The following is a 26,176-nucleotide window of genomic DNA, read 5'->3' as shown; positions in this document are numbered from 1 at the left end:
TCACCGCTCTCTCCTCCGAAGCTGTGGCTAGGGATTCTAACCCCCATATCCGGACAAGGTAGACGTAAACCAAGGACTGTTGATCACGAGACGGACGCGGAGCCGACGACCCAGGTGTTGCACTGGTAGGCCATCGGGCGGGTGTACCCCTGGCGGAACCACGCGGCGTTGCTGCGCGTGTTCCCGTGGTCACGCGGTCCTCCCGGCGGGTCGCCCAGGTGGCTGTACGCCCACAGGAGCGTGTTGCGCCGGGTGGAGTCGATCGGATACGAGGCGGCGACCGACCGCATGAACATGCCGCCGAAACACGTCGCCTGCAGTTCGTGCCGGCGGCTGAGGGCCATTTTGCCGCTGCGCGAGGTGGAGTCGAGCGTCTGCCGCCACCAGGAGTCGGAGATGCCCGACAGGCTCTGGATGTGATGACCGTACTCGTGGGCCATCATGCTGACGATGATCCCGTTCCACGACCCGAGCGGGCCGTACTCCCGCGCCATGGCCGAGGTGGAGGCGTAGATGGTGCTGTTGGTCGGGCAGTAGTACGGCACGTTGCTGCCGGGCGAGGGATAGTCGCCGCACGCGCCCCTGCCCTTGCGGGCCGCGATCATGTATTTGGGCGGGCTCCAGTCGATTCCCACCCGCTCGAGCGCCGGCGCCCACGCCTTGCTCATGCACGCGCCGGTCTTGAGGATCAGCGCCTTGAACTGGGCGTGGTTGTAGATGCTGGCGTTCCCGCCCCGGCAGTTCGTCTTCGCCGGCGACCCGGCCCGATAGAGGCTGTTGTTCTTCGCCGTCCGGTTGAGCACGGGCCTCGGCCGCGTCGTGGGCTGAGACGTCGGCTTCGAGGTCGGCCTCTGCGTCGGTTGCGTGTCCGTGGTGACGTCGTCCGAGGGAAACGACGAGAAGGTGGAGGTCGGGATCGCGATCGGCGAGACCGTCTCGTCGTGGTGCGACAGACCGGCCAGCGCGCTCACGATCACGACGAGGACGAAGACCAGCGCGAGCATGCCCATGACCGCGCCGACGATCACTCCCGCGCCCGACTTGCGGCGTGGCGGACGCCAGGCGGGCGGCGGATAGGCGGCGGCCGGCCCGCGCGGGGGAGGCGGGGGCTGCGGCGTCCACCCCGGCCCCTGGGGCGCCCATCCCGGACCCTGAGACGCCCGCCCCGGTCCCGGCGCCTGCGCCGGGACCGGGGGGAACGGCGCGCCCTGCGGCGTCTGCGGCATCCCCTGGGGCGGTATCGCCTGGGGCGGGGACTGCGGCGGCATCCCCTGCGGCGGCATCCCCTGCGGAGGCATCGCCTGAGGCGGGGACTGTGGCGGCATCTGCTGGGGCGGCATCGCCTGAGGCGGCGCGGGGACCGCCATATGCGCCTGCGCCGCCGGGGCGCCGCCGCTCTGCGGGTACGCGAGCCCGCTCGGCGCGTACCCCTGGCCTCCCGGCTGGCCCGCCGCTCCGTTCGCCGGGGCGTACGCAGGACCGGCCGGCGGACCCGCCGGAACGGAGGGGGCCGGCGCGGGCGCGTAGGGCTGTGCGTAGGGCCCGGCCTGAGACTGCGCGGCGGATTGCGCGGGGTACGGAACCCCGCCCTGCGGCTGAGATCCGGGGTACGCCCCGGCGCCTTGCGGCGGCCCGCTCGGCGGGTAGGGGCCGCCCTGCGGCATGCCGGAAACATGGGGACCCTGGGGCTGGGGGCCGCCCTGAGGCGAGGGGGTCGCCTGATACCCCGGGCCGCCAGAGGGGGCGTTCCCCGGATACGCGGGCGGGCCCGGCGGATTGACCCCGGGCGTCCCGGGCGGCGGATAGGGACCGCCGTAGGGCTGACCTCCCGGCGCCTGGGAGCCGTTGTGCGCCTGTGCCGGCGGCGGGTAAGGAGCGGCGCCGGCCCCCGGCTGCCATGCAGCGCTCTCCGGGCCGCCCCACCCCGGCTGCCATGCACCGTTCTCCGGGCCGCCCCACCCCGGCTGCCACGCACCGTTCTCCGGGCCGCCCCACCCCGGCGGACCGTACGGCCCCGGCGCCGCGCCGGGGGGTCGTGATCCGTCAGGTGCACCGGATGTGGCCTCCGGTCGCGGCGGATACGGCGGCCCCGAATTCGGAGAACTCCCCCCGGGCGGCTCCTGCGGAGGGTACTGCTGCGGCACGACGTTGCCCCCTTTGTGGATTTGGGGCAAAAGAATACTGATTTCCCATCCCTCACGGATGTAGCAGATGTCGGGCACGATGTGTAATCGACCGGCGTGATCTCTGCGATGTTCCGGAATCGCCGGGCTCGTCTGCCCTAGCGTTTTTCGCATGAATCTGCAGCAGCTCCGTTACGTGGTCGCCACTGCGGAGCACCGCACCATGACCGATGCCGCCAGATCGCTCTATATCGCGCAGCCCGCTCTGTCCCGCGCGATACGCGACCTGGAACGCGAACTCGGGATGACGCTTTTCGCACGCTCGGGCCGCGGGGTCGTCGTGACGGCCCAGGGGCGCCGGGTCGTGAAGCTGGCCCGCGAGGCCCTCGACGCGGTGGCCGAGATCGAGGCCCTCGCAACGCAGGGCAACTCCTCCGGCGCCGAACTGCGGATCGCGTCCACTCCGAGTCTCGAGCCCGGTCTCGCCGGGCGCCTGCTGCCCGCCTACGCCGCCGAACATCCGGGAATCCGGGTGCAGATCGTGCGCTGCGAGGGCCGCGAGGGGGTGGTCAGCGCGGTCCGCGAGCAGCGTGCCGATCTCGGCCTGACCGACCTTCCGGTTCCCACCGACCTGGTCAGCCACCCCCTCGAACGTCAGGAGATCGTGCTGATCTCCCCGCCGCGCATCGATCTGCCCGACCCCGTCCCCGTGGCCAGGCTGGACGGCATGCGGCTGGTGCTGCCCGCCCCCGGCAGCCCGCGCCGCAGGGAGTTCGACCAGATCTTCGCCACGTACGGCGTGCGCCCGATCCCGGCCGTCGAGTCCGACGAGCGCCGGGGCTGGCTGCGGGCCGTGAGGGAGGGGCGGGCCTCGCTGCTGTGGTACCGCGGCATGGCCGAGCAGGCGGCGAGGGCGGGCCTGGTGGTCCGGTCGCTCGATCCCTCCCTCCGGAAGATCATCGCGGTGGTGCACGCCCGGCGCCGGCTTCCCGTGATGGCGCAGGACTTCCTGGCCCTGGCCGAGGGCGGATCCGCGGCGTGACGCATGTCCGGCGGTTGGACCGTTCCACCACACCCGGCGCCCGGCCCGGCGCGACGAGCCCACCCGGGGAGTGCCGCCGTGATCTTCTGCCCTACAGTGAGGCGCCATCGGGGCGGCCGCAGTAGGCCGGCAAGATCACGGGACACGACCTAGTACGCTGGCGGCGATGTCCACTACGCCGCCGCTGCCCGCCGCGGCGCCCGGCCGGCCGGGCGTCCTGCGTTTGCGCGGGCGTGCCTTCGGCCCCGGCGACTTCGCGGTCATGGCCGTGGTCAACCGGACCCCCGACTCCTTCTACGACAGGGGATCGACCTACGCCTTCTCCGCCGCGGTGGACGCCGCCTCCCGGCTCATCGAGGAAGGGGCGGACATCGTGGACATCGGCGGCGTGAAGGCCGGTCCCGGCACGGAGGTCGATCCGGCCGAGGAGATACGCCGCGTGGCCGAGGTCGTCGCCGCGGTGCGCGACCGGCATCCCGAGGTGATCATCAGCGTCGACACCTGGCGCTCGGAGGTCGCCAAGGTCGTCGCCGAGGCCGGAGCCGACCTGCTCAACGACACCTGGGGCGGCGTGGACCCCGAGCTCGCCGAGGTCGCCGCGGCCTACGACATCGGGCTGGTCTGCGCGCACGCCGGGCGGGTGGAGCCGCGCACCCGGCCGCATCGCATCGCGTACGCCGACGTGGTGGCCGACGTGGTCGCGTACACGACGGACCTCGCGGAGCGGGCGGTCGCCGCGGGCGTGCGCCGCGACGCGATCCTGGTCGACCCGGCGCACGACTTCGGCAAGAACACATGGCACTCGCTGGAGGTCACCAGGCGGCTCGGCGAGCTGGCCGCGACGGGGTGGCCGGTGCTGGTCGCCGTCTCCAACAAGGACTTCGTCGGAGAGACGCTGGGCGGCCTGCCCGTGGAGGAACGCCACGCCGGCACACTGGCGACGCTCGCCGTTTCGGCGCTGCAGGGCGCCCGGGTGTTCCGCGTCCACGACGCGGCGAGCGCCCGTACGGCTCTCGCGGTGGTCGCCCGCCTCGGCGGCGCGTCCGCCGGCCCCTCCACGCCGTCCTGAGGGTCCGCGAGGCCGGCCGGCGTCGCACAGCCTCACGACCTGAGTGATGTCCGTGTCGATGTCCGCGATCATCTGGTCGGGATCGCCGCCGGTCATGCCGCCGTCCCCCCGTGCGTGGAGCGCGGCGCCCGTCGGATCGGAGTACGCCCGGCGTTTCGGCGAGGGGCGGGTCAGGAGTACAGGACCGACAGGAAACGGACGAGGATCGCCTCGCGGGTCGCGGCGGGCAGCGCGTCGAGCACCGCGTTCACGACCGCCATCCCCGGCTGCCCCGTCGCGGTGAGGTCGATTCCCACCGACGCGGCGAGTTCGGCGAACGTGGCGTCGTCCAGCGCGTCGAGGTCGAGGGACGCGATGAGCTCGGGCAGGCCGTCGGGCACCTCGGCCGGGCCCCGCCGCCGGGCGGCCGCGGCCGCCTCCGCGATCACCTCCAGCATCGCGTCCACGCCCGCCAGCGTCACGCCGGTGACCGTGATGTGAATGTTGGCCGGGATCCCGGCGTACGACAGCTGCGGCTGAAGGAACCAGCCGAGCCGGCGTGCCTCGTCGGCCAGCACGAACACGTCCACCTCGGGCGACCCGGCGATGGCGACCAGCGCGGCCTCGGGCTCGCCGAGCACCCGCAGACCGGGGATCTTCCCCACACCCTCGACCAGCCGCCTGGCCGCCTCCACGGTCCTGCGTCCGAGCTCCAGGTAGCCCTCCCGGCCGAGGGCCTGCAGGGTCGCCCAGGCGCCGCCGAGCGGCCCGGCCGAGCGCGAGCTCTGCACGGTCGCGTTGATGATCGTGTAGCCGGGCCAGGCCGCCGAGGCGAAGTAGGCCCTGCGGCGCAGCTCCGCGTCGCGGAACAACAGCACCGAGGCCCCCTTCGGCGCGTACCCGAACTTGTGCAGGTCGCACGAGATCGAGGTGACGCCGGGCACGCTCAGGTCGAAGGGCGGGATCGTGGCGCCCGCCTCGCGCAGCCACGGCAGCAGCCACCCGCCGACGCAGGCGTCCACGTGGCACGGCACGCCGCGGGCGGCCGCGAGCGCGGCGACCTCCTCGACCGGGTCGACGACGCCCTGCGGGTAGGACGGCGCGGAGACCACCGCGAGCGCCGTACGGTCGTCCAGCGCGGCCTCGAACGCCGGGACGGAGGCCCGGTAGGTGACCGGGTCGACCGGGACCGGCACGGTCTCCAGGCCGAGGTAGTGCGCGGCCTTGTGGAACGCCGGGTGCGCGGTGACCGGCAGCACGACCCGGGTGGCGCCCGGACGGGCGTCGCGGGCGGCCTTCACAGCCAGCATGATCGACTCGGTGCCGCCGCTGGTGAAGATCCCCGGCGCGCCGGGGCGTCCGAGCAGCTCGGCGACCGCCCCGACCACCTGCCGCTCCAGCGCGACCATGCTGGGAAAGGCCGTCGGGTCGAGCATGTTGACCTCGAGCATCTCCGCGTACGCCCGGTGCGCGGCCTCGTGCACCTCCGGCAGGCCGGTGTCGTAGACGTAGGCCGTCACCTTGCCGCCGCGGACCGGCAGGTCGGCCGCCTTCAGGGCGGTCAGCTCGGCGAGCAGTTCGGTGACGGGCCTGCCGTGGTCGGGAAGCATGGAACTCCTCAACGTGCCAGGGGGAGCCGGACGACGGCACGCAGTCCGGGGGAGGCGTCCTCCAGATGGACCGTACCGCCATGCGCCTCGACCGTGGTGCGCACGATCGCGAGACCGAGCCCGGCCCCGCCGACGTCGCGGCTGCGCGCGTCGTCGAGCCGGGTGAACCGGTCGAAGACCCGCTCACGGTCCTCGGGCGGGATGCCCGGCCCGTCGTCGGTGACGCTGAGCTCCGCGGTCGTCCCGTCGGCCCGTACGCCGATCCGGACCGTGGACGCGGCATGCCGCAGGGCGTTGTCGACCAGGTTGGCGAGCACCCGCCGCAGGTCCAGCGCGTCGCCCGGCACGACGGGAGACGGGCCGGGCCCGAGGTCGAGATCGAGGCCGTACCGCTCGGCCGTACGGCGGGCCATGTCGGCGAGGTCGACGGGCTCCCGCCGGCCCAGGCGGCCCTCGTCGAGCCGGGCGAGGGCGAGCAGATCCTCGGCGAGGCGCGACAGCCGGAGGGTGTCCTCGAGCACCCCCTCGGCGGTCTCCTTCCAGTCCTGCCCGTCCGGGTGGCTGAGCGCGACCTCAAGCTGAAGCCGGATGCTGGCGAGCGGGCTGCGCAGCTCGTGCGCCGCGTCGGAGACCAGCGCCCGCTGGCGGGCGTCGGCCTCCTCCAGCCGCCCGAGCATGTCGTTGAGAGTCGTGGCGAGCGCGTGGACCTCGTCGCGCGCCTCGGGCACCGGCAGCCGCCGCGACCGCGCGGTGCCGCCGACCTCGGCAGCGCCCCGCCGCAGCAGCGCGATCGGCCGCAGCGTGCGCCCGACGACCAGCCATGAGACCGCGGCCAGCAGCGCGAGCAGGATCGGCATGCCGGCGATCAGCACGTGCCCGGTGGTCACCAGGCTGCTCTCCACCTCGGCGAAGGACCGGGCCACGATCACCGTCACGCCGCGGTCCGCGCTGAGCGCCCGCACCCGCAGCGGCCCCGGCAACGCGTACGGCCGGCCGTCCAGGAAGCGGGGCGCGCCGGTGCGCACGGCGGCCTCCCGCTCCCGCGCCGGCAACAGGGGAACCAGCCGGTCGGTGTTCGGCGTGGCGTCGACGATCCGCCCGTCCCGGTCGAGCACCTGCACGATCGTGTTGTCCACCGCAACGACGGGATCGGACAGCCGGTTCGCGTCGGACAGCGCGACGATCTCACGGCCCCGCTGGTACACCTGGTCGTCGATGCCGCGGACGAGCGCCTCGCCGAGCACCCCCACGAACACGTACGCCGACACGCCGAGGGCGAGCGCCAGCACGGCGGTCGCCGCGGCGGTCACCCGGAACCGCAGGCTCTGCCGCCGCCACCACGTCACCGGGCGCGCGAGCACGGCCGGACCGGGCGCGACCGGATCGGGCGCGCGTGAGTCCGGCGCGGGTGGCTTGGGGGCGGGTGGCTTGGGGGCGGGTGGCTTGGGGGCGGGTGATTTGGGGGCGGGTGATTTGGGGGCGGCCGGCTGCGGTGCGGGTGATCCGGGTGGGGGTGATCCGGGCACGCTCAGCCGCCGTCGCTCGCGAGCCGGTATCCGGCCCCGCGCACGGTCTGCAGGGCGGCGCGGCCGAAGGGTGTGTCGATCTTCCTGCGGAGATACCCGACGTACACCTCGACCACGTTCGGATCGGTGTCGTAGGTGTCCCAGACGTGCTCCAGGATCTCGGGTTTCGACACCACCTCGCCCGGCCGGCGCATCAGGTATTCCAGCAGGGCGAACTCCCTGGGCGTCAGCTCGACCGGCGTCTCGTCCCGCGCGACCAGCCGGGCCGCGGGGTCGAGCGACAGGTCGCCCGCGCGCAGCACGGACGGCCTGCGGCCGCCGCCCCGGCGCAGCAGCGCCCTGAGCCTGGCCACCAGCACGACGTACGAGAAGGGCTTGGTGAGGTAGTCGTCGGCGCCGAGGTCGAGCCCGTCGGCCATGTCGTACTCGCCGTCCTTGGCCGACAGCATGAGGATCGGCACCCAGTTCTCCTCCGCGCGCAGCTGCTTGCACACGTTGTAGCCGGACAGGCCGGGCAGCATGATGTCGAGCACGACCACGTCGTAGTCGCCGACGCGGGCCAGATGCAGGCCCTCGTTGCCGTCGTGCGCCAGGTCGACGGCGAAGCCCTCCGCCTGCAGCCCGCGGCGCAGCGCCGCCGCCATCCGCCGCTCGTCCTCCACCACCAGAACCCGCATTGTCCCAGTGTGGACCTTTTCGCGGGCGCGGGCGCGACGAGCCTGAGAGCCCTCTCAGCCCGTCTCAGCGTCAGCACAGGTACGTCCCGGCAGTCTCGGGTCGTCAGGTTTTCCGCCCATAGTGGGAGATGTGAAATGGCGAAGAGAGCCCGCGCCGTGAGGTGGGGAGTTCCGGTGGCGGCGGTGGCCGTCGTGGCGGCGGCCGTGGGGACCGGCCCGGTGATCGCCGCGGTCCGCAGCGAACCGTCCCTGCCGGACCGTACGGCGGAGCAGTTGCTGACCGAAGTCGCGCGCACCTGGCAGAACGGCCGGATGCCGCAGATGTCCGGCACGATCGTCGAGACGGCGTCGCTCGGCCTGCCCGCGCTGCCCGGCATGTCGGGCCTGTCCGGGCCGCCCGGGTCGTCCGGGGCCACGCCGTTGTCGCTGCTGTCGGGGTCGCACCAGCTCAAGATCTGGTACGCGGGGGAGAACCGGTTCCGCCTCATGTTGCCGGGGGAGATGAGCGAGACCGACGTCATCGCGAACGGCGGCACGGTCTGGATGTGGGACAGCGCCGCCAACACGGCGACGCGCCTCACCGCCCCGGCGGCCACCGGCGGCAGGCCGGACGGCGCCTTCCCGATGCGGCCCGGACCCGGGTCCCCGATGCGGCCCGGAGCGTCGTCGTTCGCGACGCCCGAGCAGGCCGCGCGGCAGGCCCTGAACGCGGCGGGCACCGACACCGCGATCAGCGTCGGCGAGAACGTGACGGTCGCGGGCCGCGCGGCCTACCAGATCGTGCTGACGCCCAAGGCGGCCGACTCGCTGATCAAGGACATCCGGGTGGCGCTCGACGGTGAGAAGCTGATGCCGCTGCGTGTCCAGGTGCACGCGAAGGGAGCGGCGGAGCCGGTCTTCGAGGTCGGCTTCGAGTCGCTGTCGTTCACCGCTCCGGCCCCGGAGAACTTCTCCTTCACACCGCCGCACGGCGCGAAGGTCGAGCAGGGGACGGCCGAGCCTCCGGCCGGCCACCGTCCGGAGGCGGCCGCCGAGGCGCACGACCGGGGCCGGGTGGTCGGGTCCGGCTGGGACAGGGTGCTCGTCACGTCCCTGGCCGACGTCACCGGCCAGAAGCAGGAGGCGCAGAAGCAGGACGGGAAGGGGCGTGACGGTGTGGACATCGCCGCGCTGCTCGACGGCGTGAAGGCGTCGGCGACCCCCGTCAGCGGACAGTGGGGGAGCGGCCGGCTGCTGCGCACGAAGGTCGTGTCGATCCTGATCACCGACGACGGCCGCCTGCTCGCCGGCGCCGTGACCCCGGAGGCTCTCTACCGGGCAGCGGTGCGATGAGCGAGCCCGCACACCGTACGGCGGCCGCGTCCACGCTGTGTGCGCCGACGCCGGGAACGGCTCGGACGCGGCAGGCGCGAGGGACATGGCGGACCGGATGGACACCAACCGGATGGACACCGACCGGATGGACACCGACCGGATGGACACCGACCGGATGGACACCGACCGGATGGACACCGACCGGATGGACACCGACCGGATGGACACCGACCGGATGGACACCGACCGGATGGACATGGACCGGATGGACGCGGTGAGCACGGTGACTGCGGGCACGCGCGCGGGGGCGCCCAGGGAAGACATCGGGGCGCCCCCGCCCTCCCCCGGGGACGCGGCGGCGCAGGCCATCGTCACGTCCGGTCTCACCAAACGCTTCCGGGGCGGCCAGGTGGCGGTCGACGGCGTCGATCTGGCCGTGCCGCGCGGCGCGGTCTTCGGCTTCCTCGGCCCCAACGGCTCGGGCAAGACCACGACGATCCGCATGCTGCTCGGCCTGGTCGCCCCGACCTCCGGCACGTGGTCGCTGCTCGGGACGCCCATGCCCACGGGGCTGGCGCGGGCGCTGCCGCGCGTCGGCGCGGTGGTCGAGGGGCCGGCCTTCTACCCGTACCTGTCGGGCGAGGCGAACCTGCGCCGCTTCGACGCGGCCGACCCGGGCGCCGACCCGCGGACGGCCCGGGCCAGGATCGGGGCGGCACTGGAGCGTGTCGGGCTGACCGCCGCGGCGGGCAAGCGCTACCGCGCCTACTCCCTGGGCATGCGCCAGCGCCTGGCGATCGCCGCCGCGCTGCTGGTCCCGAGGGAGTTGCTCGTGCTGGACGAACCGACCAACGGCCTCGACCCACAGGGCACCCGGGAGGTCCGCACGCTGATCAGACGGATCGCCGAGGACGGCACGACCGTCTTCGTCTCCTCCCACCTGCTGAGCGAGGTCGAGCAGATGTGCACCCACCTTGGTGTCATGCGTACCGGCCGGCTCGTCGCCCAGGGCCCGATCGCCGCGCTGCGCGCGTCGGGCGAGCGGCCGCGGCTGCGTGTGGAGACGCCGGACGTCGCCGAGGCGGCGGCCGTGCTGATCCGGGCCGGGCTGGAGGACGTGCGCCCGGGGGACGGCGAGGTGACGGCGGTCGCCGGCGAGCGGGCGCCGGAGCGGATCTGCGCGCTGCTCGTCGGCGAGGACGTGGCCGTGCGCGGATTCGGCGTGGTGCGTCCCACGCTTGAGGAGGTCTTCGTCGGCTTGACGGGGGAGGGGTTCGATGTCGGTGCGTGAAAAGCCGGTGAGTGAGATTCCGGTGAGTGAGGAGGCGGCGGCCGTGCCCGATACCCGGCCGGCCGAGGCGGCGCGGGACGCGAAGCCGCCGTCGGCGCCGGAGGGCGCCCCGCCCGCGCCGGTTCACCTGCGGCACCTGACGCGGCTGCTGGCCTCCGAGATCGGTCTGACGTTCCGCCGTCCGCGCAACCTCGCGATGCTCGGGGTGCTCGCGGTCGTGCCGGTGCTGGTCGGCGTCGCGGTGCGGGTCGCCTCGGGGGGCGACGTGGGCGGCTCGATCGTCGGCCAGATCGCGGGCAACGGCCTGATGCTGACGTTCGCGGCGTTCGTCGTCATGATGCCGATCGTGCTGCCGCTGACCGTGGCGGTCGTGGCGGGCGACGCGGTCGCCGGCGAGGCGGCCCAGGGCACGCTGCGCTACCTGCTCGTCGCTCCGGCGGGCCGGACCAGGCTGCTCGCGGTCAAGTACGCCAACATCGTGGTCTACTGCCTCGCGGCGTGCGCGGTGGTGGCGCTGTCCGCGCTGGCGGTCGGGCTGGTGCTCTTCCCCGTCGGGCCGGTGACGCTGCTGTCCGGCACGACGATCCCGGCGGCCGGCGCCCTGCTGCGCGTCGGGCTGGTCGTCCTGTACGCCGCAGCGGGGATGGCCGCGCTCGGCGCGGTCGCGCTCGCGGTCTCCACGCTCACCGAGGCGCCGATCGGTGCGGTGGCCGCGAGCGTCGTGCTGGTGGTGGTCAGCCAGGTGCTGACCGCGATCCCGCAGGTCGCGGCCGTACGGCCGGTCCTGCTCACGTGGTGGTGGGACGCGTTCGACGGGGCCCTGCGGGAGCCGATGGCGACCGACCGGATGGGCCAGGGACTGCTCGTCTTCGCCGCCTACGCGCTGGTTTTCGGCTCCGTCGCCTGGGCGCGCTTCACGAGCGAGGACATCACGGCGTAAGTGCTGCCCTTTACCGTTCTTTGTCGCTAGTGTTGCCGCGGACCTCTCACCCAAGGCGGTGTTCATGCGGCACTTCTTCGGGCTGCTTCTGGGCGCTCTCGTCGCGGCGGCTCTTCTCCTCGGTGGCGGATGGGCGTCCCAGGAGGCGGTCCGGGGAGCGGCGCAGAGCGTCGACCCGGCCAAGGACACGCGCATGCTGATCGCTCTGGGCGTGATGGCCGTCGTGGGCCTGCTGCTCGGGCTGGTGCTGGTGGGCCGGGTGTCACCGCTGGCGGCGTTCGTCCCGTCGATGGCGCTGCTGGCCTGGACCGTGGTCTACGTCCTGGACGTGTCGCGCGCCGCGAGCCTCGTGCCCACCGGCCCTGCGGTGCAGGCCGAGCTGCTGCAGGCGGGCCGGGGCATGCTCACGCTGCTGTCCACCGGCGTCTACGGCCTGCTCGGCGTCGCGTTGTTCCTCCCGGTGCTCATGCCGTCCCGCTGGTCCGGTCCGGTGCGGGACGAGGAGGAGGAGTACGAGGAGTCGTTCGGCTTCTGAGATAGAGGCCGGCCACCACGTCCTCGATCGACGCGGGCCCGGGCGCCGTCGCGCGCAGGTCGTCCACGGTGCCGTCGAAGGCCAGCCGGCCGTGGTCGATCAGCAGCACCCGGCGGCACAGCCGCTCGACGTCGCCCAGGTCGTGGGTGGTCAGCAGCACGGTGGTCCCTCGTTCGGCGCATCGCCTCCGCAGGAAGTCGCGCACCTCCGCCTTGCTGACGACGTCGAGCCCGATCGTCGGCTCGTCGAGCACCAGCACGTCGGGATCGTGCAGCAGAGCGGCGGCGATGTCGCCCCGCATCCGCTGCCCGAGGCTGAGCTGGCGCACCGGCGTCCGCAGGAAATCGCCCAGGTCGAGCAGGTCGCACATCTCGTCGAGCCGCTCCCGGAACACCTTGCGATCTACCTTGTAAAGGAGCCGGGCCAGTTCCAGGCTGTCGCGCAGCGGCAGGTCCCACCACAGCGTCGTCCGCTGGCCGAAGACGACGCCGATCCTGCGGGCCAGAGCCGTACGGCGCCGGGAGGGGTCGAGACCGGCCACCCTGATCCGGCCCGACGTGGGCGTGAGGATCCCGGTCAGCATTTTGATCGTGGTGGACTTGCCCGCGCCGTTCGGGCCGAGGAAGGCGGCGAACTCCCCGGCCGCGATGCGGAAGGACAGGTCCCGTACGGCGTGCACGACCCGGCGGCGGACCGTGAAGGTCCGGCCGGCCCCGTCTGCCTCGATCATGGTCAGCTCCCCGTCGATCGGTAGCGGCGGATCCCCGCACGCCAGGCGAGCGCGGCGACGGCGGCCAGCGCGAGCGCGGCGGCGGGGGACAGCAGGCCCGTCCAGGACGGCAGCCCGAGCGGGTCGGGCCGGCCGAGCACGTACAGGCCCGGCTGCCAGTTGACGAACGCCAGCGGCAGCACGAAGGTGAGCCCCCGGACGATGCGGGCGTCGTAGACGCTCAGCGGATACTGGTTGAGCATGGCCCCGCCGTAGGTGAACGCGTTGGCCACCTCGGGGGCGTCGGTGAGCAGGAACTGCAGCGCGCCGCCCAGCGTGAACAACGCCGTGAAGATCACGATGCCCGACGCCACCATGACGGGCACCATCCAGACGCGGCCGAGGGGGATCTCCAGCCGCGCCAGGGCCACGCCCAGCACCGCGGCGGCCTGCACGGCCCGGCCGATCCGGTGCGGGCTGAAGCGGTCGGCCGCCACCTGCACGAAGAGCGACGCGGGCCGGATCAGCATGACGTCGAGGGTGCCCGCCCTGATGTGCTGGCTGATCCGGTCGACGTTGCCGAACAGCATGTCGGCGAGCGCGAAGGCCAGCTCCGACGCGCCGTACAGCAACATGACCTCGGCCAGGCCGAAGCCGGCCAGCGTGTCGGTGTTGGCGAAGATCACCCAGATCACCGCTATGTCCAGGCCGCCGACGACGAATGCGCCCGCCGTCGTGAGCGCGAACGAGAGCCGGTATTGCGCCGCGGCCCGCGTCCACGTCCAGGCCAGCAGCGCGTACGTCCTGATCATGGGCGCTCAGCCACCCTGGATCACGACCTTCCTGCGGGCGGCGCCGGTCATGAGCGCGCCCAGGGCCAGCAGGACGGCGGCCCACAGCGCCTGGAAGACGAGGGCGCGGGCGGGCTCGGCCGTGCCGAGGTAGACGTCGGCCGGCACCTGGGCCATCGCCGACCACGGCAGCGCGCGGGCGAGTTCGCCGAACCACCCGGGGAAGATGGTCAGGGGCAGCATGAGCCCGCTGAAGAACGTGGTGAGCACCATCGACAGCGTCGCGAGGCCCCGGTCGTCCATGATCCAGCACGTCGCCAGCGCGATGATGTACCTCCACCCGAAGCTCACGACCACGCCCAGGGCGACGCTCGCGAGGAACGCGACCGGCGCGCGCGGGGCGACGATGCCGAACAGCGACGCGCCGACGAGAGCCGGCGGCGCGCCGCGGACGGCGAACAGGTACGCTGCCCGGCCCAGGTCCTCCGACAGGCACCAGGCCTGCAGGGACGCCGGGCGGACCAGGTCGAGCGCCACGTCGCCGCTGCGGATGCGCTGCGGCAGGTCCAGGCCGCCGCCGAACAGCTGCATGGGCCCGATGAACGCCTGCGTGAGGAACGTGAACGTCACCGCCGCCGCGACGTCGTACCCGCCGAGCCCCGGCCGGGCCTGCCACAGCGCGATCAGCACGTACGCGCGCAGCACCCCGAAGACGGTGTTGGTGAAGGCTCCGGCCAGCGCGGCGGCCCAGTAGGTCGCGTGCCTGCGGAAGCCGTACCAGGCGAGCCGCGGATAGAGGGCGACGGCGGCGCCGTGGCCGGGGATCAACGGTCGGCGAGGCGGTAGACGAACCGCAGCCCCGACCACACCTCGTCCACGGCGCACACCTTGTTGTCCACCAGGCCCTCGCCGAGCCCGAAGGCGCGGACGACGTCGCCCGACAGATCGGTGGCGGCGCCGCTCGCCTTCTTGGGCCAGCTCACCCACAGGCCGCCGTTCCGGGCCAGGCGCTCGCGAGCCCGGGGGAACCCGGACCGCAGGGCGGCCTCGTCGGGGCAGAACATCACGATCACGTCATAGGGCGCGGAACTTCCGTCGTCCTTGTCGTGACCGTCGATCGGCAGGTTTTGCGGAGCGTTTACCAGCAACACGCGGTGGCCGGGCTTGACACCGAGCTTCCGGGGCAGCGGAGCCCCCGAATATCCAGTCATGGATGCCTCATGTCCTGCGGATGTTACCTTTTCGTAACACGGTTGTAAGGGGGGTGAAACATGCCAACCGATAGAACGGATGACCAAACGGGGAATGTCCCTTTTGGGAGGCTTTTATGGGCCATGATCTAAATGTAGACATCCGTCCGGAATATCCGGTCAGCTGGCAGGCTGCCGCGATCAACGGGGTCCTGCGCGGCACCATGAAGCCGATCTCCACGATCCTCGTGCGCAACACCACGGGCATGGCCATGGCCAGCCGCATCATCTGCCTCGGCGAGCGGGTCTCCGGCATCCTCCCCAAGCACGTGTCCATCGTTCCAGACGGATTCGGCTCGTGCACCGGGGAATGGGTGCACGGCGGGCCCGGCCTGGACGAGGGCAAGGCGGTGCTCTACTTCCACGGCGGGGCCTACTTCGTCTGCTCCCCGGCCACCCACCGGCCGATCACCTGGCGGCTGTCGGCCGCCACCGGCCGCCCGGTGTTCTCCCTCGACTACCGCCAAGGGCCGGTCCACTCCCTCGCCGAGTCGCTGACGGACGCGCTCCGGGCGTACGAGTGCCTGCTCGGCCTCGGCTACGCCGCCCAGGACATCGTGCTGGCCGGAGACTCCGCGGGAGGTCATCTCACCCTCGCCACGCTGCTGTCCCTCCGGGACCGGGGCATGCCCCTCCCCGCAGCCGGGATCTGTCTGTCCCCCTGGACCGACCTCAGCTCCAGCCGCCGCCGCGCCAACGTCTGGTCCGACCCCATGCTCCCCGCGGGCCGCGTCGACTGGCTCGCCCGCCGATGGACCGACGGCCTCGACTGCTTCGACCCCCTGGTGTCCCCCGTCTACGGCGACTACACCGGCATCCCCCCGCTGATGATCGTCACCGGCTCCACCGAGGTCCTGCGCGACGAGGCCCGCAGGGTCGCCGTCAGCGCCCGCGAGAACGGCGTGCAGGTGACCTACGAGGAGTGGAACCGCATGCCGCACATCTTCCCCCTCCTCGCCGACGTCCTCCCCGAGGGCCGCCTGTTCTTCGAGCACGTCTCCCGCTTCCTCGGCGCCGTCCACGCCCGCCACTCCGCCTCCGGCGCCGAGGCCGCCTGATCAGGGCCGCGGTTCACCGGACGTCGCTCAACGCGCGGATGAGCGCGCCGAGGTCCTTGCCGTACGCGTGCTCGGGCGGCGTCGCGTAGCCGATGACGAGGCCGGGCGGGGCCGGTAGAGTCGGGCCTCGTGCCGGAAACGCCGCGTGTGCTCGCCGTACAGAACGCAGCGAACGGAGGCCCTGGGCGGTTCGGGGAATGGCTGGACGCCGGGCTGCCCGCCGCCGTCCCGGCGATCGAGAACCACATCGACGCCATCACGGCCCTGCCGCCGGGCGCGGTCTGGCTCGCCGAGACCGGACGCTGCCCCTATCAGGCCTTCCGGCTGGGCGAGCGCGCCTGGGGTGTGCAGTTCCACCCCGAGGTGGGGCCAGAACGCATCCGGCAGTGGGACGTCGAGCACACCCGCAGGCGAGGTCTCGACCTCGACGAGCTGTACGCCGCCGCCGTGGCAGGCGACGCGCTCTCGCGGGCGGCCTGGGGCGAGGCGGCCTCCCGCTTCGCCGCCTTGGTCCGCGAGGGACGACCTTAGGGTCGTGGATCCGGCGCGCGGCGTTCGCCGCGACGGACGGTTCGGCCCTGGCCGTGCTCTGTTCGCGGGTCGTTTTGTGGCTTATGAGACCTATGTGACCTGCGGTTTCTCGATCTGACCTAACCGAACGGTGGCATTGGCCTTACCTCTCATGCCGCTTGTCGCTACTTGAGCGCGTGGCGCGTTCCAAACGGCCACAGTGGCTGTGCGGCACTTCGAGAGAGGTAGCTTCCGTATGGCACGTGGCGGAACGGCCCCCGGAAACGGCATGCCTCCCGGTGTGCGCCCGCTGACGGTGGGCGACCCGGTCGTCATCGGGCGTTATCTACTGCTCGGCCGGCTGGGCAGCGGCGGAATGGGCGTGGTCTACCTGGCCGGGCACCCCGGCGGAGGATACGTCGCGCTGAAGACACCGCATCCGATGCACCTGGGAGATCCCACGCTGCGGGCCCGCTTCGCCGAGGAGGTCGCGCTCTCCCGGCGGGTGGTGCCGTTCTGCACGGCCGCCGTCATCGAGGACGGTCTCGACGGCGAACGGCCCTATCTCGTGACCGAGTACGTCCCCGGCCCCCCGCTCTCCCATGTCGTCGCCGCGCAGGGACCGCTCACCCCCGACCTCGCGTACGGCGTGGCCCTCGGCACGGCCGCCGCGCTGGTGGCCACGCACGAGGCCGGACTGGTCCACCGGGACCTGAAGCCCGGCAACGTGCTGCTGTCGCCGCGCGGGCCGTTCGTCATCGACTTCGGGATCGCTCGCGATCTGGACGTCGCCATGGCGCACACGCAGGCCGGGCAGATCATGGGCAGCCCCGGCTGGGTCGCGCCCGAGCGGCTGCGAGGTCACCATGCCATCCCCGCCTCGGACGTGTTCTCCTGGGGCTGCCTGGTCGCGTTCGCGGCGACCGGGCTGCATCCGTTCGGCGCCGGTGATCTCGACGTGCTCACCCGGCGCATCCTGGTCGAGGAGCCCCGGATCGACGCCGTGCCGAAGATGCTGTGGGACGGCGTGGCGGCGGCGCTGCGGCGCGACCCCGCCGGCCGTCCGGACGCGGCCTGCCTGCTGGCCTCCCTGCTCGCGGCGAGCGGGATCCACGCGGCCGCCGATCCCCGGCGGGCGGTCGCCGCCGTGCTCGACGAGATCTGGCAGCCCGTGTCCTACCCGGCGGGCGCCCTGCCCGGCCGGGCGGCCGTGCGCGGTCAGCGTACGGAGGGCGGGACGGCCCAGGGATCGGCACAGGGATCGGCACAGGGCGGATCGGCACAGGGCGGATCGGCACAGGGGCCGGCACAGGGCGGATCGACACAGGGCAGGTCGACACAGGGGAGGTCGACACAGGGCAGGGCGGCGCGGCGCCGTGCGGCGCGTTCGGGGGCGCAGATGTCCCACGCGGGTTTCGCGGCGCTCGCCACCGTGACGATCGCCGCGGTGACCGTGGTCGCGGCGGGCGCCGGCTCGGCCCACATGGAGAGCACGGCGGATCCGCCGCCCGCGCTGCCCGTGGCCGTCCCCGGCGAGGACAGCGCCCTGCCGCCCGAGGACGTGCTCGGCACCTTCCGCCCGCCGGTGGTTCCCATCGCGGACGGCGCCGGGCCCCGGGTGACGGTGACGGCCACGCGGACCATGCCGCCACCCGCACCACCGTCCGCACCACCGGCCGCACAGCCGTCCGCACCGTCCACGCCGCCGCCCGGGACGGCGGCCCGGGACGACGCGTGGACCACTTCGGCGCCGTCGCCGCCCCCCGGGGTGATCCGGCGCCCGCCGGCGAAGGGGGACTGCGCCACCGGGCGGCCGCGGGACTGTCGTTCGCCCCGGCCGTCCCCGCCCGTCCGGCCCGGACAGACCAGGCAGCCGGGGAATCCCGAACATCCCGGACAGGGCCATACCCCGATCCCGTCGCCGGGGATCACCAGGGAGCCGCAGTGGGGAGACGGGGAGTCTTCTCCGCCCAGCGCCACTCCGCCGCCCCCGGTGGGCGAGTCGCCGGGCGTGGTCGCCACCCCGGCGCCGTCCATCCCCTGAAACGCCGTCGTGAGCGGGTGCGTTCATGCACCATGCTGTGTGTTCATGGACGCAGCTCTCGAACTCGACGACGTGACCGTCCGCGTGGTCGGCCGGACCCTGGTGACCGGGGCCGACTGGCGGGTGGAGCACGGCCAGCACTGGGTGATCCTCGGCCCCAACGGCGCCGGGAAGACGACGATGCTCTCGGTCGCCGCCGCCGTACGCCACCCGAGTTCGGGCACGGCCACCGTGCTCGGGCGCCGGCTCGGCCGGGTCGACCTGCGGGAACTGCGCCGGACCATCGGCCTGGTGGCGGCCAGTCAGCGTCTGGTGGACGAGTCGCTGCTGGAGGAGGAGGGCGCGACCGCGCTGACCGTGGTGCTCACCGGCCACACCGGGACGAGCGCGCCGCTGTGGGACCGGTACGGCGACGAGGAGCGGGAGCGGGCGCACCGGCTGCTGGCCGACCTCGGCTGCAAGGACCTGGCCGACCGCAGGTTCCAGGTGTGCTCGCAGGGGGAGCGGGCCCGGGTCCGGGTGGCCAGGGCGCTGATGGCCGATCCGGCGATCCTGCTGCTCGACGAGCCGTTCGCCGGCCTCGACCTGCCGGCGCGGGAGGACCTGATCGAGGCGCTGGAGGACCTGGCCCGCACCCGGCAGGGGCTCACCACCGTGATGGTCACGCACCACCTGGAGGAGGTGCCGGCCACCACGACGCACGCCCTGCTGATGCGCGACACCCGCATCCTGACCGCCGGTCCCGTCGAGGAGGTGCTGACAGGACCGAACCTGTCCGACTGCTTCGGCCGCCGTCTGCGCATCGACTCGCTGGACGGCCGCTGGTATGCCCGGGCGCTCCGCGTCTGACCGCGTCTGACCGCGTCTAACCGTGTCTGACTCGGGACTCGCCCGCGTCGCGGCCCCGCCGCCGATTCGTCAGAGCCCCGAGGGTGACCTGCGGATCGGCGGCGGGACCCGATCGTCCGACCTGTGTCCGTGCGCCGGCGCCGCTCAGCGAGCCCCGGCGAACTGCGCCTCCTCCGTCGAGCCGCTCAGGGCCGTCGTGGAGGAGTCCGGCGCGACGGCCGTGCTGACCAGGTCGAAGTATCCGGTGCCGACCTCGCGCTGGTGGCGGGTGGCGGTGTAGCCGAGCCGTTCGGCGGCGAACTCCGCCTCCTGGAGGCCAACGTAGGCCGTCATGCCCTCCTCGGCGTAGCCGCGGGCGAGGTCGAACATGGAGTAGTTCAGCGAGTGGAAGCCGGCCAGGGTGATGAACTGGAACTTGTATCCCATGTGGCCCAGCTCGCGCTGGAACTTGGCGATCGTCGCGTCGTCCAGGTGCTGCTTCCAGTTGAACGACGGCGAGCAGTTGTAGGCCAGCATCTGGTCGGGGTACACGCGCTTGATCGCGTCGGCGAACTCGCGCGCCACGTCGAGGTCGGGCGTGGAGGTCTCCATCCACAACAGGTCGGCGTACGGCGCGTAGGCCAGGCCCCGGGCGATGCAGGCGTCGACGCCGTTGCGGACCCGGTAGAAACCCTCGGCGGTGCGGTCGCCGATGCAGAAGGCGCGGTCGCGGGGGTCCACGTCGCTGGTCAGCAGCGTCGCGGCCTGGGCGTCGGTCCGCGCGATGACCAGGGTGGGGACGCCCGCCACGTCGGCCGCCAGGCGGGCCGCGTTGAGAGTCTTGACGTGCTGGCCGGTGGGGATCAGCACCTTGCCGCCGAGGTGGCCGCACTTCTTCTCGGACGCGAGCTGGTCCTCCCAGTGCACGCCCGCGGCGCCGGCCGCGATCATCGCCTTCATCAGCTCGAACGCGTTGAGCACGCCGCCGAAGCCGGCCTCGGCGTCGGCCACGATGGGCGCCAGCCAGTGCGGGGCCTCCTCGTCGCCCTCCGCCCAGCTGATCTGGTCGGCCCGGAGCAGCGCGTTGTTGATCCGGCGGACCACGGTGGGGACGGAGTTGGCCGGGTAGAGGCTCTGGTCGGGATAGGTGTGACCGCTGAGGTTGGCGTCGGCCGCCACCTGCCAGCCGGACAGGTAGACGGCCTTGAGGCCCGCCTTCACCTGCTGGACCGCCTGGTTGCCGGTCAGCGCGCCCAGCGCGTGGACGTAGTCCTCGTGGTGCAGCAGGCTCCACAGGCGCTCGGCGCCGAGGCGGGCCAGCGTGTGCTCCTCCTGCACGGAGCCGCGCAGGCGGATGACGTCCTCGGCCGTGTAGGTCCGCTCGACGTTCGTCCACCGCGGATTGCTGTCCCAGTCCTGCTGCAGCCGCTGGACGGCTGCGGTGAGGCGATCCGACATCTCCGGTCACTCCCTTGTTGCGTACGTTGTCGTCACCTGGGGCTTGCTTCCGAGTTTGTGTCGATATCAAGACACTCACAAGGCCTCCCAATCGAAAGAACGGCAGATTTTCTTCTTCGCGTAAGACTCGGGGGTATTCGACGGTGAAGAAACGTCAAGTTTTCGCTATGGACTAGACCAATCCGCGTGAGGTGGATCGCGTCCGGTTGGAAGAATCGCTGATTTTCCGCATAAGATCGGGTTATGACCTCCGTTCTGGGCGAAGAACCGCTGTCTTTGACGCACGAGCTCGATCTCCTGGCCTTCGGCCAGCGGCTCAAGCACCTGCGCAAGCAGCGCGGTCTCACGCTCACCGAGCTCGGCGAGCGCGTCGGGCGCGCCCCCAGCCAGCTGTCGCTGCTGGAGAACGGCAAGCGCGAGCCCAAGCTCTCGCTGCTGAAGTCGCTGGCCGCCGCGCTGAGCGTGCCGGTGGAGGAGCTGCTGCGCAGACAGGCGCCGAACCGGCGGGCCCAGCTCGAGATCGCCCTGGAGGAGGCGCAGCGCGACCCGCTGTACGCGGGACTCGGGCTGAGCCGGCTGAAGGTCTCCTCGCGGGTGCCCAACGACGTGCTCGAACACATCCTCGGCCTGTTCGAGGAGCTCAAGGCCAGGGAGGCGAAGGGCACGGCCACGCCGGAGGAGGCGCGCGCCGCCAACGCCGAGCTGCGGCGCAGGCAACGCGAGCTGGGCAACTACTTCGAGGACATCGAGAAGGCCGCCGCCGAGGCGTTGACCGCCGTCGGCTACCGGACCGGCGCGCTGTCGGAGAGCACCGTCCAGGCGCTGGTGTCGCACCTCGGGTTCGCCGTGCACACCGCGCCCGACCTGCCGCGGTCGGCGCGGTCGGTGACCGACCTGCGCAACCGGCGTATCTACGTCAAACGCCAGCAGCTGGGCATGCACACGCCGCGTACCGTGCTGCTCCAGACGCTCGGGCACATCGCGCTGCAGCACCACAAGCCGCGCGACTTCGCCGACTTCCTGCGCCAGCGGGTGGAGGCCAACTACTTCGCCGCGGCCGTCCTCGTGCCCGAGGCGGCGGCCGTGCCGTACCTGCGGGAGGCCAAGCAGGACAAGGCGCTGTCGGTGGAGGACCTGCGTGACGTGTTCGCGGTGTCCTACGAGATGGCGGCGCACCGGTTCACCAACCTGGCCACGCGCCATCTCGACCTCGTGTGCCACTTCGTGCGCAACGACGCCGGCGGGATCATCTACAAGGCGTACGAGAACGACGGGATCATCTTCCCCGCCGACGAGCAGGGGGCGATCGAGGGCCAGCGGATGTGCCAGCAGTGGTCGGGGCGCCAGGTGTTCCTGTCGCCCGACCGGTTCTCGCTGTACTACCAGTACTCCGACTCGCCCACCGGCACGTACTTCTGCGTCGCCCACGTGGACCCGTCGCAGGAGAAGGACTTCGCGATCACGCTCGGCGTGCCCTACCGGGAGTCGCGGTGGTTCCGGGGCCGGGAGACCACTCACCGCACCAAGTCGAACTGCCCGAACGGCGAGTGCTGCCGCCGCCCGCCGGCCGAGCTGGCGCAGCGCTGGGAGGGCTACGCCTGGCCGTCGGCGCGCGCCAACTCCCACGTGCTGGCCGCGCTGCCGCCCGGGTCGTTCCCCGGCGTCGACGAGGCCGACGTGTACGCGTTCCTGGAGCGCCACGCCGGCCACGGCTGAGAGGCCCTGCCACGCCTGGAACCCCGACCAGGCCCTCGCCATCCGGGAGAGCCGCGGTTCCCTCCGGATGACAGAGGCAGAAAAAAGTGCCTTCTGCCGCCGGCCGTGGAACTCGTGCAAGATCGAGGCCGTGAGATTCCTCGCCGCCACCCTGCTGTCCGACGATCCGAGCCTGCCCGGGTACGTGCCGGGCGCCGAGCGTGAGCGGTTCCGGGAGGTCGTCGACCTGGCGGTGTGGGCCGAGCGGATCGGCTACGACGCCTTCGGGGTCGGGGAGCGTCACAACCCGGTGTTCCTGTCGTCGGCGCCGGCGGTGGTGCTGTCGCACATCGCCGCGAAGACGAGCCGCATTCGGCTGGTCACGACCGTGGCGGTGCTGTCGCTCGCGGATCCCGTACGGACCGCCGAGGAGTACGCGACGCTCGACCATCTCAGCGACGGACGCCTGGATCTGATCATCGGTAAGGGGAACGATCCCGTCTCGCCCGGAATGTTCGGCGTGGCGGAGGACGAGCTGTGGGACCGTCTGGAGGAGAGCTACGAGCTGGTACGGCGGCTGTGGCGCGAGGAGCGGATGACCTGGTCCGGACGGTACCGGCCCGAGCTGAAGGACGCGACGACCCGGCCGCGCCCGTTCCAGCGGCCGGCCCCGCGGGTGTGGCACGGCTCGGCGACGAGTGAGCGCTCGATCGACCTGGCCGCGAAGTGGGGGGACCCGCTCTACTCGGCCAACGGGTTCCGGCGCACCGAGCACTACCTCGGCCTGGTGCGCCGTTATCGCGAGCGGCTCGCCCGGTACGGGCACGACCCGGATTCCACGCTGGTGGGCGTGGGGGCGCACTCGCCGGTCATCACCGATCGGTCCCAGGACGCGCTCGCCCTGGCCCGGCCCGCCTTCGAGTCCTTCCGGCGCCTGCCCGTCGCGGACCGCAACCACTTCCCGTTCGACTCGTTCGAGGACTTCCTGGCGAACGGGTCGGCGCTGGTGGGCACCGCCGAGCAGGTCACCGCCAAGCTGCTGGACCTGCATGCCTCCTTCGGCAACCAGGTCTTCGGCGTCGGCCTGGAGGGGTTCTTCTTCGCCGACTCCGCGGTCACCCGGGCCCACCTGGAGCGCTTCTTCGCCGAGGTGGTCCCCGTCGTGCGCAGGGAGATCCCCACACCCGCCTGGGAGGCGGCTGCCGCCCATTCCCCACTGGACCTACCGGGAGGGTGAAGTAATATCGCCGTGGGGGTGGGGTGACCATGGCCGCGAGATCCTCCGACGGCGACGCGCGACGGGAGTGGGTGCCCGCTGTCCTGGCCGCACGCGACGACACGGCCTGCCGGGTACGCGAGGTGCTGGACCGGGTGGGCGAGAAGTGGGCGGTGACCGTCATCGCCGAGCTCGGCAGGAAGCCGCGGCGCTACAACGAGCTGCGGCGTTCCATCCCGGGCGTCAGCCAGCGCATGCTGACCGCGACCCTGCGCGACCTCGAACGCGACGGACTGGTGCGGCGCACCGTGCACCCGGTGGTCCCGCCGCGTGTCGACTACGAGCTGACCCCGCTCGGCGCGACCCTGCTGGACACCGTGTCGGCGCTGCTCGACTGGGCCGTGGAGCACATCGACGACGTCGACGGGGCCCGCGCCGAGTACGACGGCCGGCAGGAGGCCGCGGCTCCGGGATGACGCCCGAGCGGGTCGGGACGGCTCAGGCGCCGACCTCGATCACGATCTTGCCGCGGGCGTGACCGTCCTCCACCGCACGCAGCGCCGCGGGCGCCTGCTCGAAGGGGAACGCCTGCGTGACGAACGGCCGGAGTGCGCCGGTCACAGCCAGGTCCGCCACGGCCTCCAGCACCGCTCTGTCGCGGACCCGCTCGACCAGCGAGCCGCCCAGACGGCCGACCGTCTCCCGGTCGACCGCCGTGATCAGCTTCGACCGGTCCTCCAGCAGGCCGGCCACCTCCTCCAGCGCCCTGCCGCCGACCAGGTCGTAGATCGCGTCGACGCCGCCCGGCGCCGCGGCCCGAATACGGTCGGCCGCGCCCGGCCCCGGCTCGACGTGGACCACGCCCAGCGACTCGAGGAAGTCCTTCTTCCCGGCGCTGGCGGTGCCGATCACCCTCACGCCGGTGTGCTTGGCGATCTGCGCCGCCGCCACCCCGACGCCCTTCCGACGCCGGTGATCAGCAGGGTGGCGCCGGGCGGCAGACCCAGTTGCCGCACGCCGTCGTACGCGGTGGCGGCCGCGATGGGCAGCGTCGCCGCGTCGGCGAACGACAGGCCGGCGGGCTTGGGCGCGGTCAGTTCGAGCGGAAGCAGCGCGTACTCGGCGTACCCGCCGGCGACGGTGTTGCCGAAGACCGCGTCGCCGGGCGCGAACTCGCCGGCGCCGTCCCCCACCTCCTCGACCACTCCGGAGACCTCGCCGCCGAACACGGCCGGGAAGTCGACCGGAGCGATCTGCGCGAGGTGGCCGCTGCGCCGCTTCCAACCGACGGGGTTGACCCCCGCCGCCCGCACCGCGACCAGCACCTGCCCGGGACCGGGGACCGGCCGCTCCACCTTCGCGAACGTCTCCACCTCCGGACCCCGGCGGGCGATGCGGACGCGCCGGCTCTCGCGGCGGTGCGCCGGGTCGCGGCCGCGCTGGCGCGGGGACACGGCCGAGCGGGATACCGCCGGGTCCGCCCCGCTGGCGGAGGTCGCCCTGCTGCGGAACCCGGGGCTGCCGGCCCTGCTCGTCCAGGCGGAACTCGGCGGCGCGGGGGAGAGCTGGGAGACGGTCCTCGAGGCCGTCCGGCTTCTCTCCCACGCCGACGCGTCGGCCGCGATGCTGTTCGGCTACCACCACCTGCACCTGTGGCGGCTGGGGCAGTACGGCAACCCGGGCCTGGCCGAGCGAGCGGCCCTGGGGACGGCCCGGGAGGGGTGGTTCTGGGGCGGTGCGAGCAACCCCCGCGATCCGGCTGACCCTGGTCCCGGACGGCGGCGGCTATCTGGTGCGCCGGCGCAAGGGCTTCCCGATGGCGCCGCCGGTCATCTCTCGACGGCGGCGGCGGTCACTTCTCGACGGCGGCGCGGACGAACGCCATGATGTGGTCGCGCAGCGCCTCGTGGCCCTCGGGGGTCGCCGCCTCCTCGCCGACCGTGATCCGGGCGAGCTGCGGCATGACGCTCGGCCACATCGCCATGCCCACGAGCGAGAACACCATCCGGGCGACCGAGGCGTCCGGCTGGCGGCCGAGACCCTCGGCGAGGGATTCGGTCTTCGACCGGCACTTGTCCACCCGCAGCTCCTGACCGGGCAGCAGGTCGTCCTCACCCCGGTAGTGCAGCGCCTCCCACATCAGCAGGCGTACCAGGTCGGGGTGGGCGGAGTAGAAGTCGAAGAGGTTGCCGACGTACTCCGCCGGGTCCTTGCCCGGCATCGCCACCGCGGCGGCGACCTCGTCCAGTGCCGCCTTGATGACGGTGTCGAACAGCTTCTCCTTGCTGCCGAAGTGCCCGTAGATCCGCTCCTTGTTGACCCCGGCCCGCTCGGCGATGCGGTCCACCCGGGCGCCCGCCACGCCGTACGCCGCGAACTCCGTCCGCGCGGCCTCCAGCAGGGCGGCCTTGGTGGCGGCGGTGGGGTCCTTGGCGTCTTTGCGCGGCGACATCGGCTTCCTCCGGGTTCGCGAGCGGACGGGGCTCAGGGTGGGTTCCGCCCAGCATACCG

Annotated in this window: 26 protein-coding genes; 14 read left to right on the top strand and 12 right to left on the bottom strand. The window is 72.7% G+C overall.

What is annotated here, in order from left to right; all coding sequences use genetic code 11:
• Nucleotides 1-83 precede the first annotated feature (83 nt).
• Nucleotides 84-1,298 carry a neutral zinc metallopeptidase gene (locus ACQPZZ_RS22785; protein ID WP_432921637.1) on the bottom strand — a complete coding sequence of 405 codons (1,215 nt, stop codon included), beginning with the start codon at nt 1,296-1,298 and terminating at the stop codon, nt 84-86.
• A 997-nt stretch (nt 1,299-2,295) separates the two neighbouring features.
• On the opposite strand from ACQPZZ_RS22785, the gene ACQPZZ_RS22780 reads away from it, so the two are divergent.
• Nucleotides 2,296-3,165 carry a LysR family transcriptional regulator gene (locus ACQPZZ_RS22780; protein WP_432921634.1) on the top strand — a complete coding sequence of 290 codons (870 nt, stop codon included), beginning with the start codon at nt 2,296-2,298 and terminating at the stop codon, nt 3,163-3,165.
• Between the two features lie 166 nt (nt 3,166-3,331).
• Nucleotides 3,332-4,234, top strand: a complete 903-nt coding sequence (gene folP / locus ACQPZZ_RS22775) for a dihydropteroate synthase (protein WP_432921631.1) — start codon at nt 3,332-3,334, stop codon at nt 4,232-4,234.
• A 170-nt stretch (nt 4,235-4,404) separates the two neighbouring features.
• On the opposite strand, the gene ACQPZZ_RS22770 is transcribed toward folP, so the two are convergent.
• The 3 genes from ACQPZZ_RS22770 to ACQPZZ_RS22760 all read right to left on the bottom strand — a co-directional run bounded on the left by ACQPZZ_RS22770 (nt 4,405) and on the right by ACQPZZ_RS22760 (nt 8,026).
• Complete coding sequence (locus ACQPZZ_RS22770) at nt 4,405-5,823, bottom strand: pyridoxal phosphate-dependent decarboxylase family protein (protein WP_432921628.1); 1,419 nt, start codon at nt 5,821-5,823, stop codon at nt 4,405-4,407.
• An 8-nt stretch (nt 5,824-5,831) separates the two neighbouring features.
• On the bottom strand, nt 5,832-7,184 hold the full coding sequence (locus ACQPZZ_RS22765) for a sensor histidine kinase (protein WP_432921625.1): 1,353 nt from the start codon (nt 7,182-7,184) through the stop codon (nt 5,832-5,834).
• Nucleotides 7,185-7,351: 167 nt separating this feature from the next.
• A complete protein-coding gene (locus tag ACQPZZ_RS22760; protein WP_432921622.1) occupies nt 7,352-8,026 on the bottom strand; it encodes a response regulator transcription factor in 675 nt (224 codons plus the stop codon).
• 174 nt (nt 8,027-8,200) lie between these two features.
• On the opposite strand from ACQPZZ_RS22760, the gene ACQPZZ_RS22755 reads away from it, so the two are divergent.
• From ACQPZZ_RS22755 to ACQPZZ_RS22740, 4 genes are all read left to right on the top strand, one after another.
• The gene (locus ACQPZZ_RS22755) at nt 8,201-9,358 is read left to right on the top strand and encodes a LolA family protein (protein WP_432921619.1); all 1,158 of its coding nucleotides are present in this window, start codon (nt 8,201-8,203) and stop codon (nt 9,356-9,358) included.
• A gap of 85 nt (nt 9,359-9,443) precedes the next feature.
• On the top strand, nt 9,444-10,631 hold the full coding sequence (locus tag ACQPZZ_RS22750) for an ATP-binding cassette domain-containing protein (RefSeq protein ID WP_432921616.1): 1,188 nt from the start codon (nt 9,444-9,446) through the stop codon (nt 10,629-10,631).
• Nucleotides 10,618-11,571: an ABC transporter permease subunit gene (locus tag ACQPZZ_RS22745; protein ID WP_432921613.1), complete on the top strand. Its 954-nt coding sequence runs from the start codon at nt 10,618-10,620 to the stop codon at nt 11,569-11,571. The genes ACQPZZ_RS22750 and ACQPZZ_RS22745 overlap by 14 nt, the downstream gene beginning before the upstream one ends.
• 64 nt (nt 11,572-11,635) lie before the next feature.
• On the top strand, nt 11,636-12,106 hold the full coding sequence (locus ACQPZZ_RS22740) for a hypothetical protein (protein ID WP_432921610.1): 471 nt from the start codon (nt 11,636-11,638) through the stop codon (nt 12,104-12,106).
• Here ACQPZZ_RS22740 and ACQPZZ_RS22735 read toward each other — a convergent pair.
• The 4 genes from ACQPZZ_RS22735 to ACQPZZ_RS22720 are packed head-to-tail and all read right to left on the bottom strand — an operon-like array spanning nt 12,036 to nt 14,817.
• A complete protein-coding gene (locus ACQPZZ_RS22735) occupies nt 12,036-12,836 on the bottom strand; it encodes an ABC transporter ATP-binding protein (RefSeq protein ID WP_432921607.1) in 801 nt (266 codons plus the stop codon). The genes ACQPZZ_RS22740 and ACQPZZ_RS22735 overlap by 71 nt on opposite strands.
• A gap of 2 nt (nt 12,837-12,838) precedes the next feature.
• On the bottom strand, nt 12,839-13,627 hold the full coding sequence (locus ACQPZZ_RS22730; protein ID WP_432921604.1) for an ABC transporter permease: 789 nt from the start codon (nt 13,625-13,627) through the stop codon (nt 12,839-12,841).
• Between the two features lie 6 nt (nt 13,628-13,633).
• A complete protein-coding gene (locus ACQPZZ_RS22725) occupies nt 13,634-14,434 on the bottom strand; it encodes an ABC transporter permease (protein WP_432921601.1) in 801 nt (266 codons plus the stop codon).
• On the bottom strand, nt 14,431-14,817 hold the full coding sequence (locus tag ACQPZZ_RS22720) for a hypothetical protein (RefSeq protein WP_432921598.1): 387 nt from the start codon (nt 14,815-14,817) through the stop codon (nt 14,431-14,433). Before ACQPZZ_RS22720 ends, ACQPZZ_RS22725 begins: the two co-directional genes overlap by 4 nt.
• 116 nt (nt 14,818-14,933) lie before the next feature.
• Between ACQPZZ_RS22720 and ACQPZZ_RS22715 the strand changes: the two genes are divergently transcribed.
• The 4 genes from ACQPZZ_RS22715 (at nt 14,934) to ACQPZZ_RS22700 (ending at nt 19,317) form a co-directional block, all read left to right on the top strand.
• On the top strand, nt 14,934-15,914 hold the full coding sequence (locus ACQPZZ_RS22715; RefSeq protein WP_432921595.1) for an alpha/beta hydrolase: 981 nt from the start codon (nt 14,934-14,936) through the stop codon (nt 15,912-15,914).
• 129 nt (nt 15,915-16,043) lie between these two features.
• A complete protein-coding gene (locus ACQPZZ_RS22710) occupies nt 16,044-16,445 on the top strand; it encodes a type 1 glutamine amidotransferase (RefSeq protein ID WP_432921592.1) in 402 nt (133 codons plus the stop codon).
• Nucleotides 16,446-16,713: 268 nt separating this feature from the next.
• The gene (locus ACQPZZ_RS22705; RefSeq protein ID WP_432921589.1) at nt 16,714-18,468 is read left to right on the top strand and encodes a protein kinase domain-containing protein; all 1,755 of its coding nucleotides are present in this window, start codon (nt 16,714-16,716) and stop codon (nt 18,466-18,468) included.
• A 45-nt stretch (nt 18,469-18,513) separates the two neighbouring features.
• Nucleotides 18,514-19,317: an ABC transporter ATP-binding protein gene (locus ACQPZZ_RS22700; protein ID WP_363645048.1), complete on the top strand. Its 804-nt coding sequence runs from the start codon at nt 18,514-18,516 to the stop codon at nt 19,315-19,317.
• Between the two features lie 144 nt (nt 19,318-19,461).
• On the opposite strand, the gene aceA is transcribed toward ACQPZZ_RS22700, so the two are convergent.
• Nucleotides 19,462-20,754, bottom strand: a complete 1,293-nt coding sequence (aceA, locus tag ACQPZZ_RS22695) for an isocitrate lyase (protein WP_363645046.1) — start codon at nt 20,752-20,754, stop codon at nt 19,462-19,464.
• 243 nt (nt 20,755-20,997) lie between these two features.
• Here aceA and ACQPZZ_RS22690 point away from each other — a divergent pair, with 243 nt between their 5' ends.
• The 3 genes from ACQPZZ_RS22690 (at nt 20,998) to ACQPZZ_RS22680 (ending at nt 24,141) form a co-directional block, all read left to right on the top strand.
• Entirely contained in the window at nt 20,998-22,470 is a 1,473-nt protein-coding gene (locus ACQPZZ_RS22690) for a helix-turn-helix domain-containing protein (protein ID WP_432921584.1), read from the top strand.
• 130 nt (nt 22,471-22,600) lie between these two features.
• A complete protein-coding gene (locus tag ACQPZZ_RS22685) occupies nt 22,601-23,686 on the top strand; it encodes an LLM class flavin-dependent oxidoreductase (protein WP_432921581.1) in 1,086 nt (361 codons plus the stop codon).
• A 29-nt stretch (nt 23,687-23,715) separates the two neighbouring features.
• Entirely contained in the window at nt 23,716-24,141 is a 426-nt protein-coding gene (locus ACQPZZ_RS22680) for a winged helix-turn-helix transcriptional regulator (RefSeq protein WP_432921578.1), read from the top strand.
• Between the two features lie 22 nt (nt 24,142-24,163).
• Here the strand turns inward: ACQPZZ_RS22680 and ACQPZZ_RS22675 are convergent, their stop codons facing one another.
• Nucleotides 24,164-24,616, bottom strand: a complete 453-nt coding sequence (locus ACQPZZ_RS22675) for a zinc-binding dehydrogenase (protein ID WP_432921575.1) — start codon at nt 24,614-24,616, stop codon at nt 24,164-24,166.
• Nucleotides 24,580-25,038 (bottom strand): alcohol dehydrogenase catalytic domain-containing protein, encoded by a 459-nt coding sequence (locus tag ACQPZZ_RS22670; protein WP_432921572.1) that lies wholly within the window; start codon nt 25,036-25,038, stop codon nt 24,580-24,582. The genes ACQPZZ_RS22675 and ACQPZZ_RS22670 overlap by 37 nt, the downstream gene beginning before the upstream one ends.
• A gap of 19 nt (nt 25,039-25,057) precedes the next feature.
• Between ACQPZZ_RS22670 and ACQPZZ_RS22665 the strand changes: the two genes are divergently transcribed.
• The gene (locus ACQPZZ_RS22665; protein WP_432921569.1) at nt 25,058-25,552 is read left to right on the top strand and encodes a hypothetical protein; all 495 of its coding nucleotides are present in this window, start codon (nt 25,058-25,060) and stop codon (nt 25,550-25,552) included.
• Here the strand turns inward: ACQPZZ_RS22665 and ACQPZZ_RS22660 are convergent.
• Complete coding sequence (locus ACQPZZ_RS22660; protein ID WP_432921566.1) at nt 25,518-26,117, bottom strand: TetR/AcrR family transcriptional regulator; 600 nt, start codon at nt 26,115-26,117, stop codon at nt 25,518-25,520. The genes ACQPZZ_RS22665 and ACQPZZ_RS22660 overlap by 35 nt on opposite strands.
• Between the last annotated feature and the right edge of the window lie 59 nt (nt 26,118-26,176).

The sequence above is a fragment of the Microbispora sp. CA-135349 genome, assembly GCF_050947365.1.
Lineage (GTDB): Bacteria > Actinomycetota > Actinomycetes > Streptosporangiales > Streptosporangiaceae > Microbispora.
The sequence above is the reverse complement of the archived record's forward strand: the minus strand, read 5'-3'. Positions and strand labels throughout refer to the sequence as shown.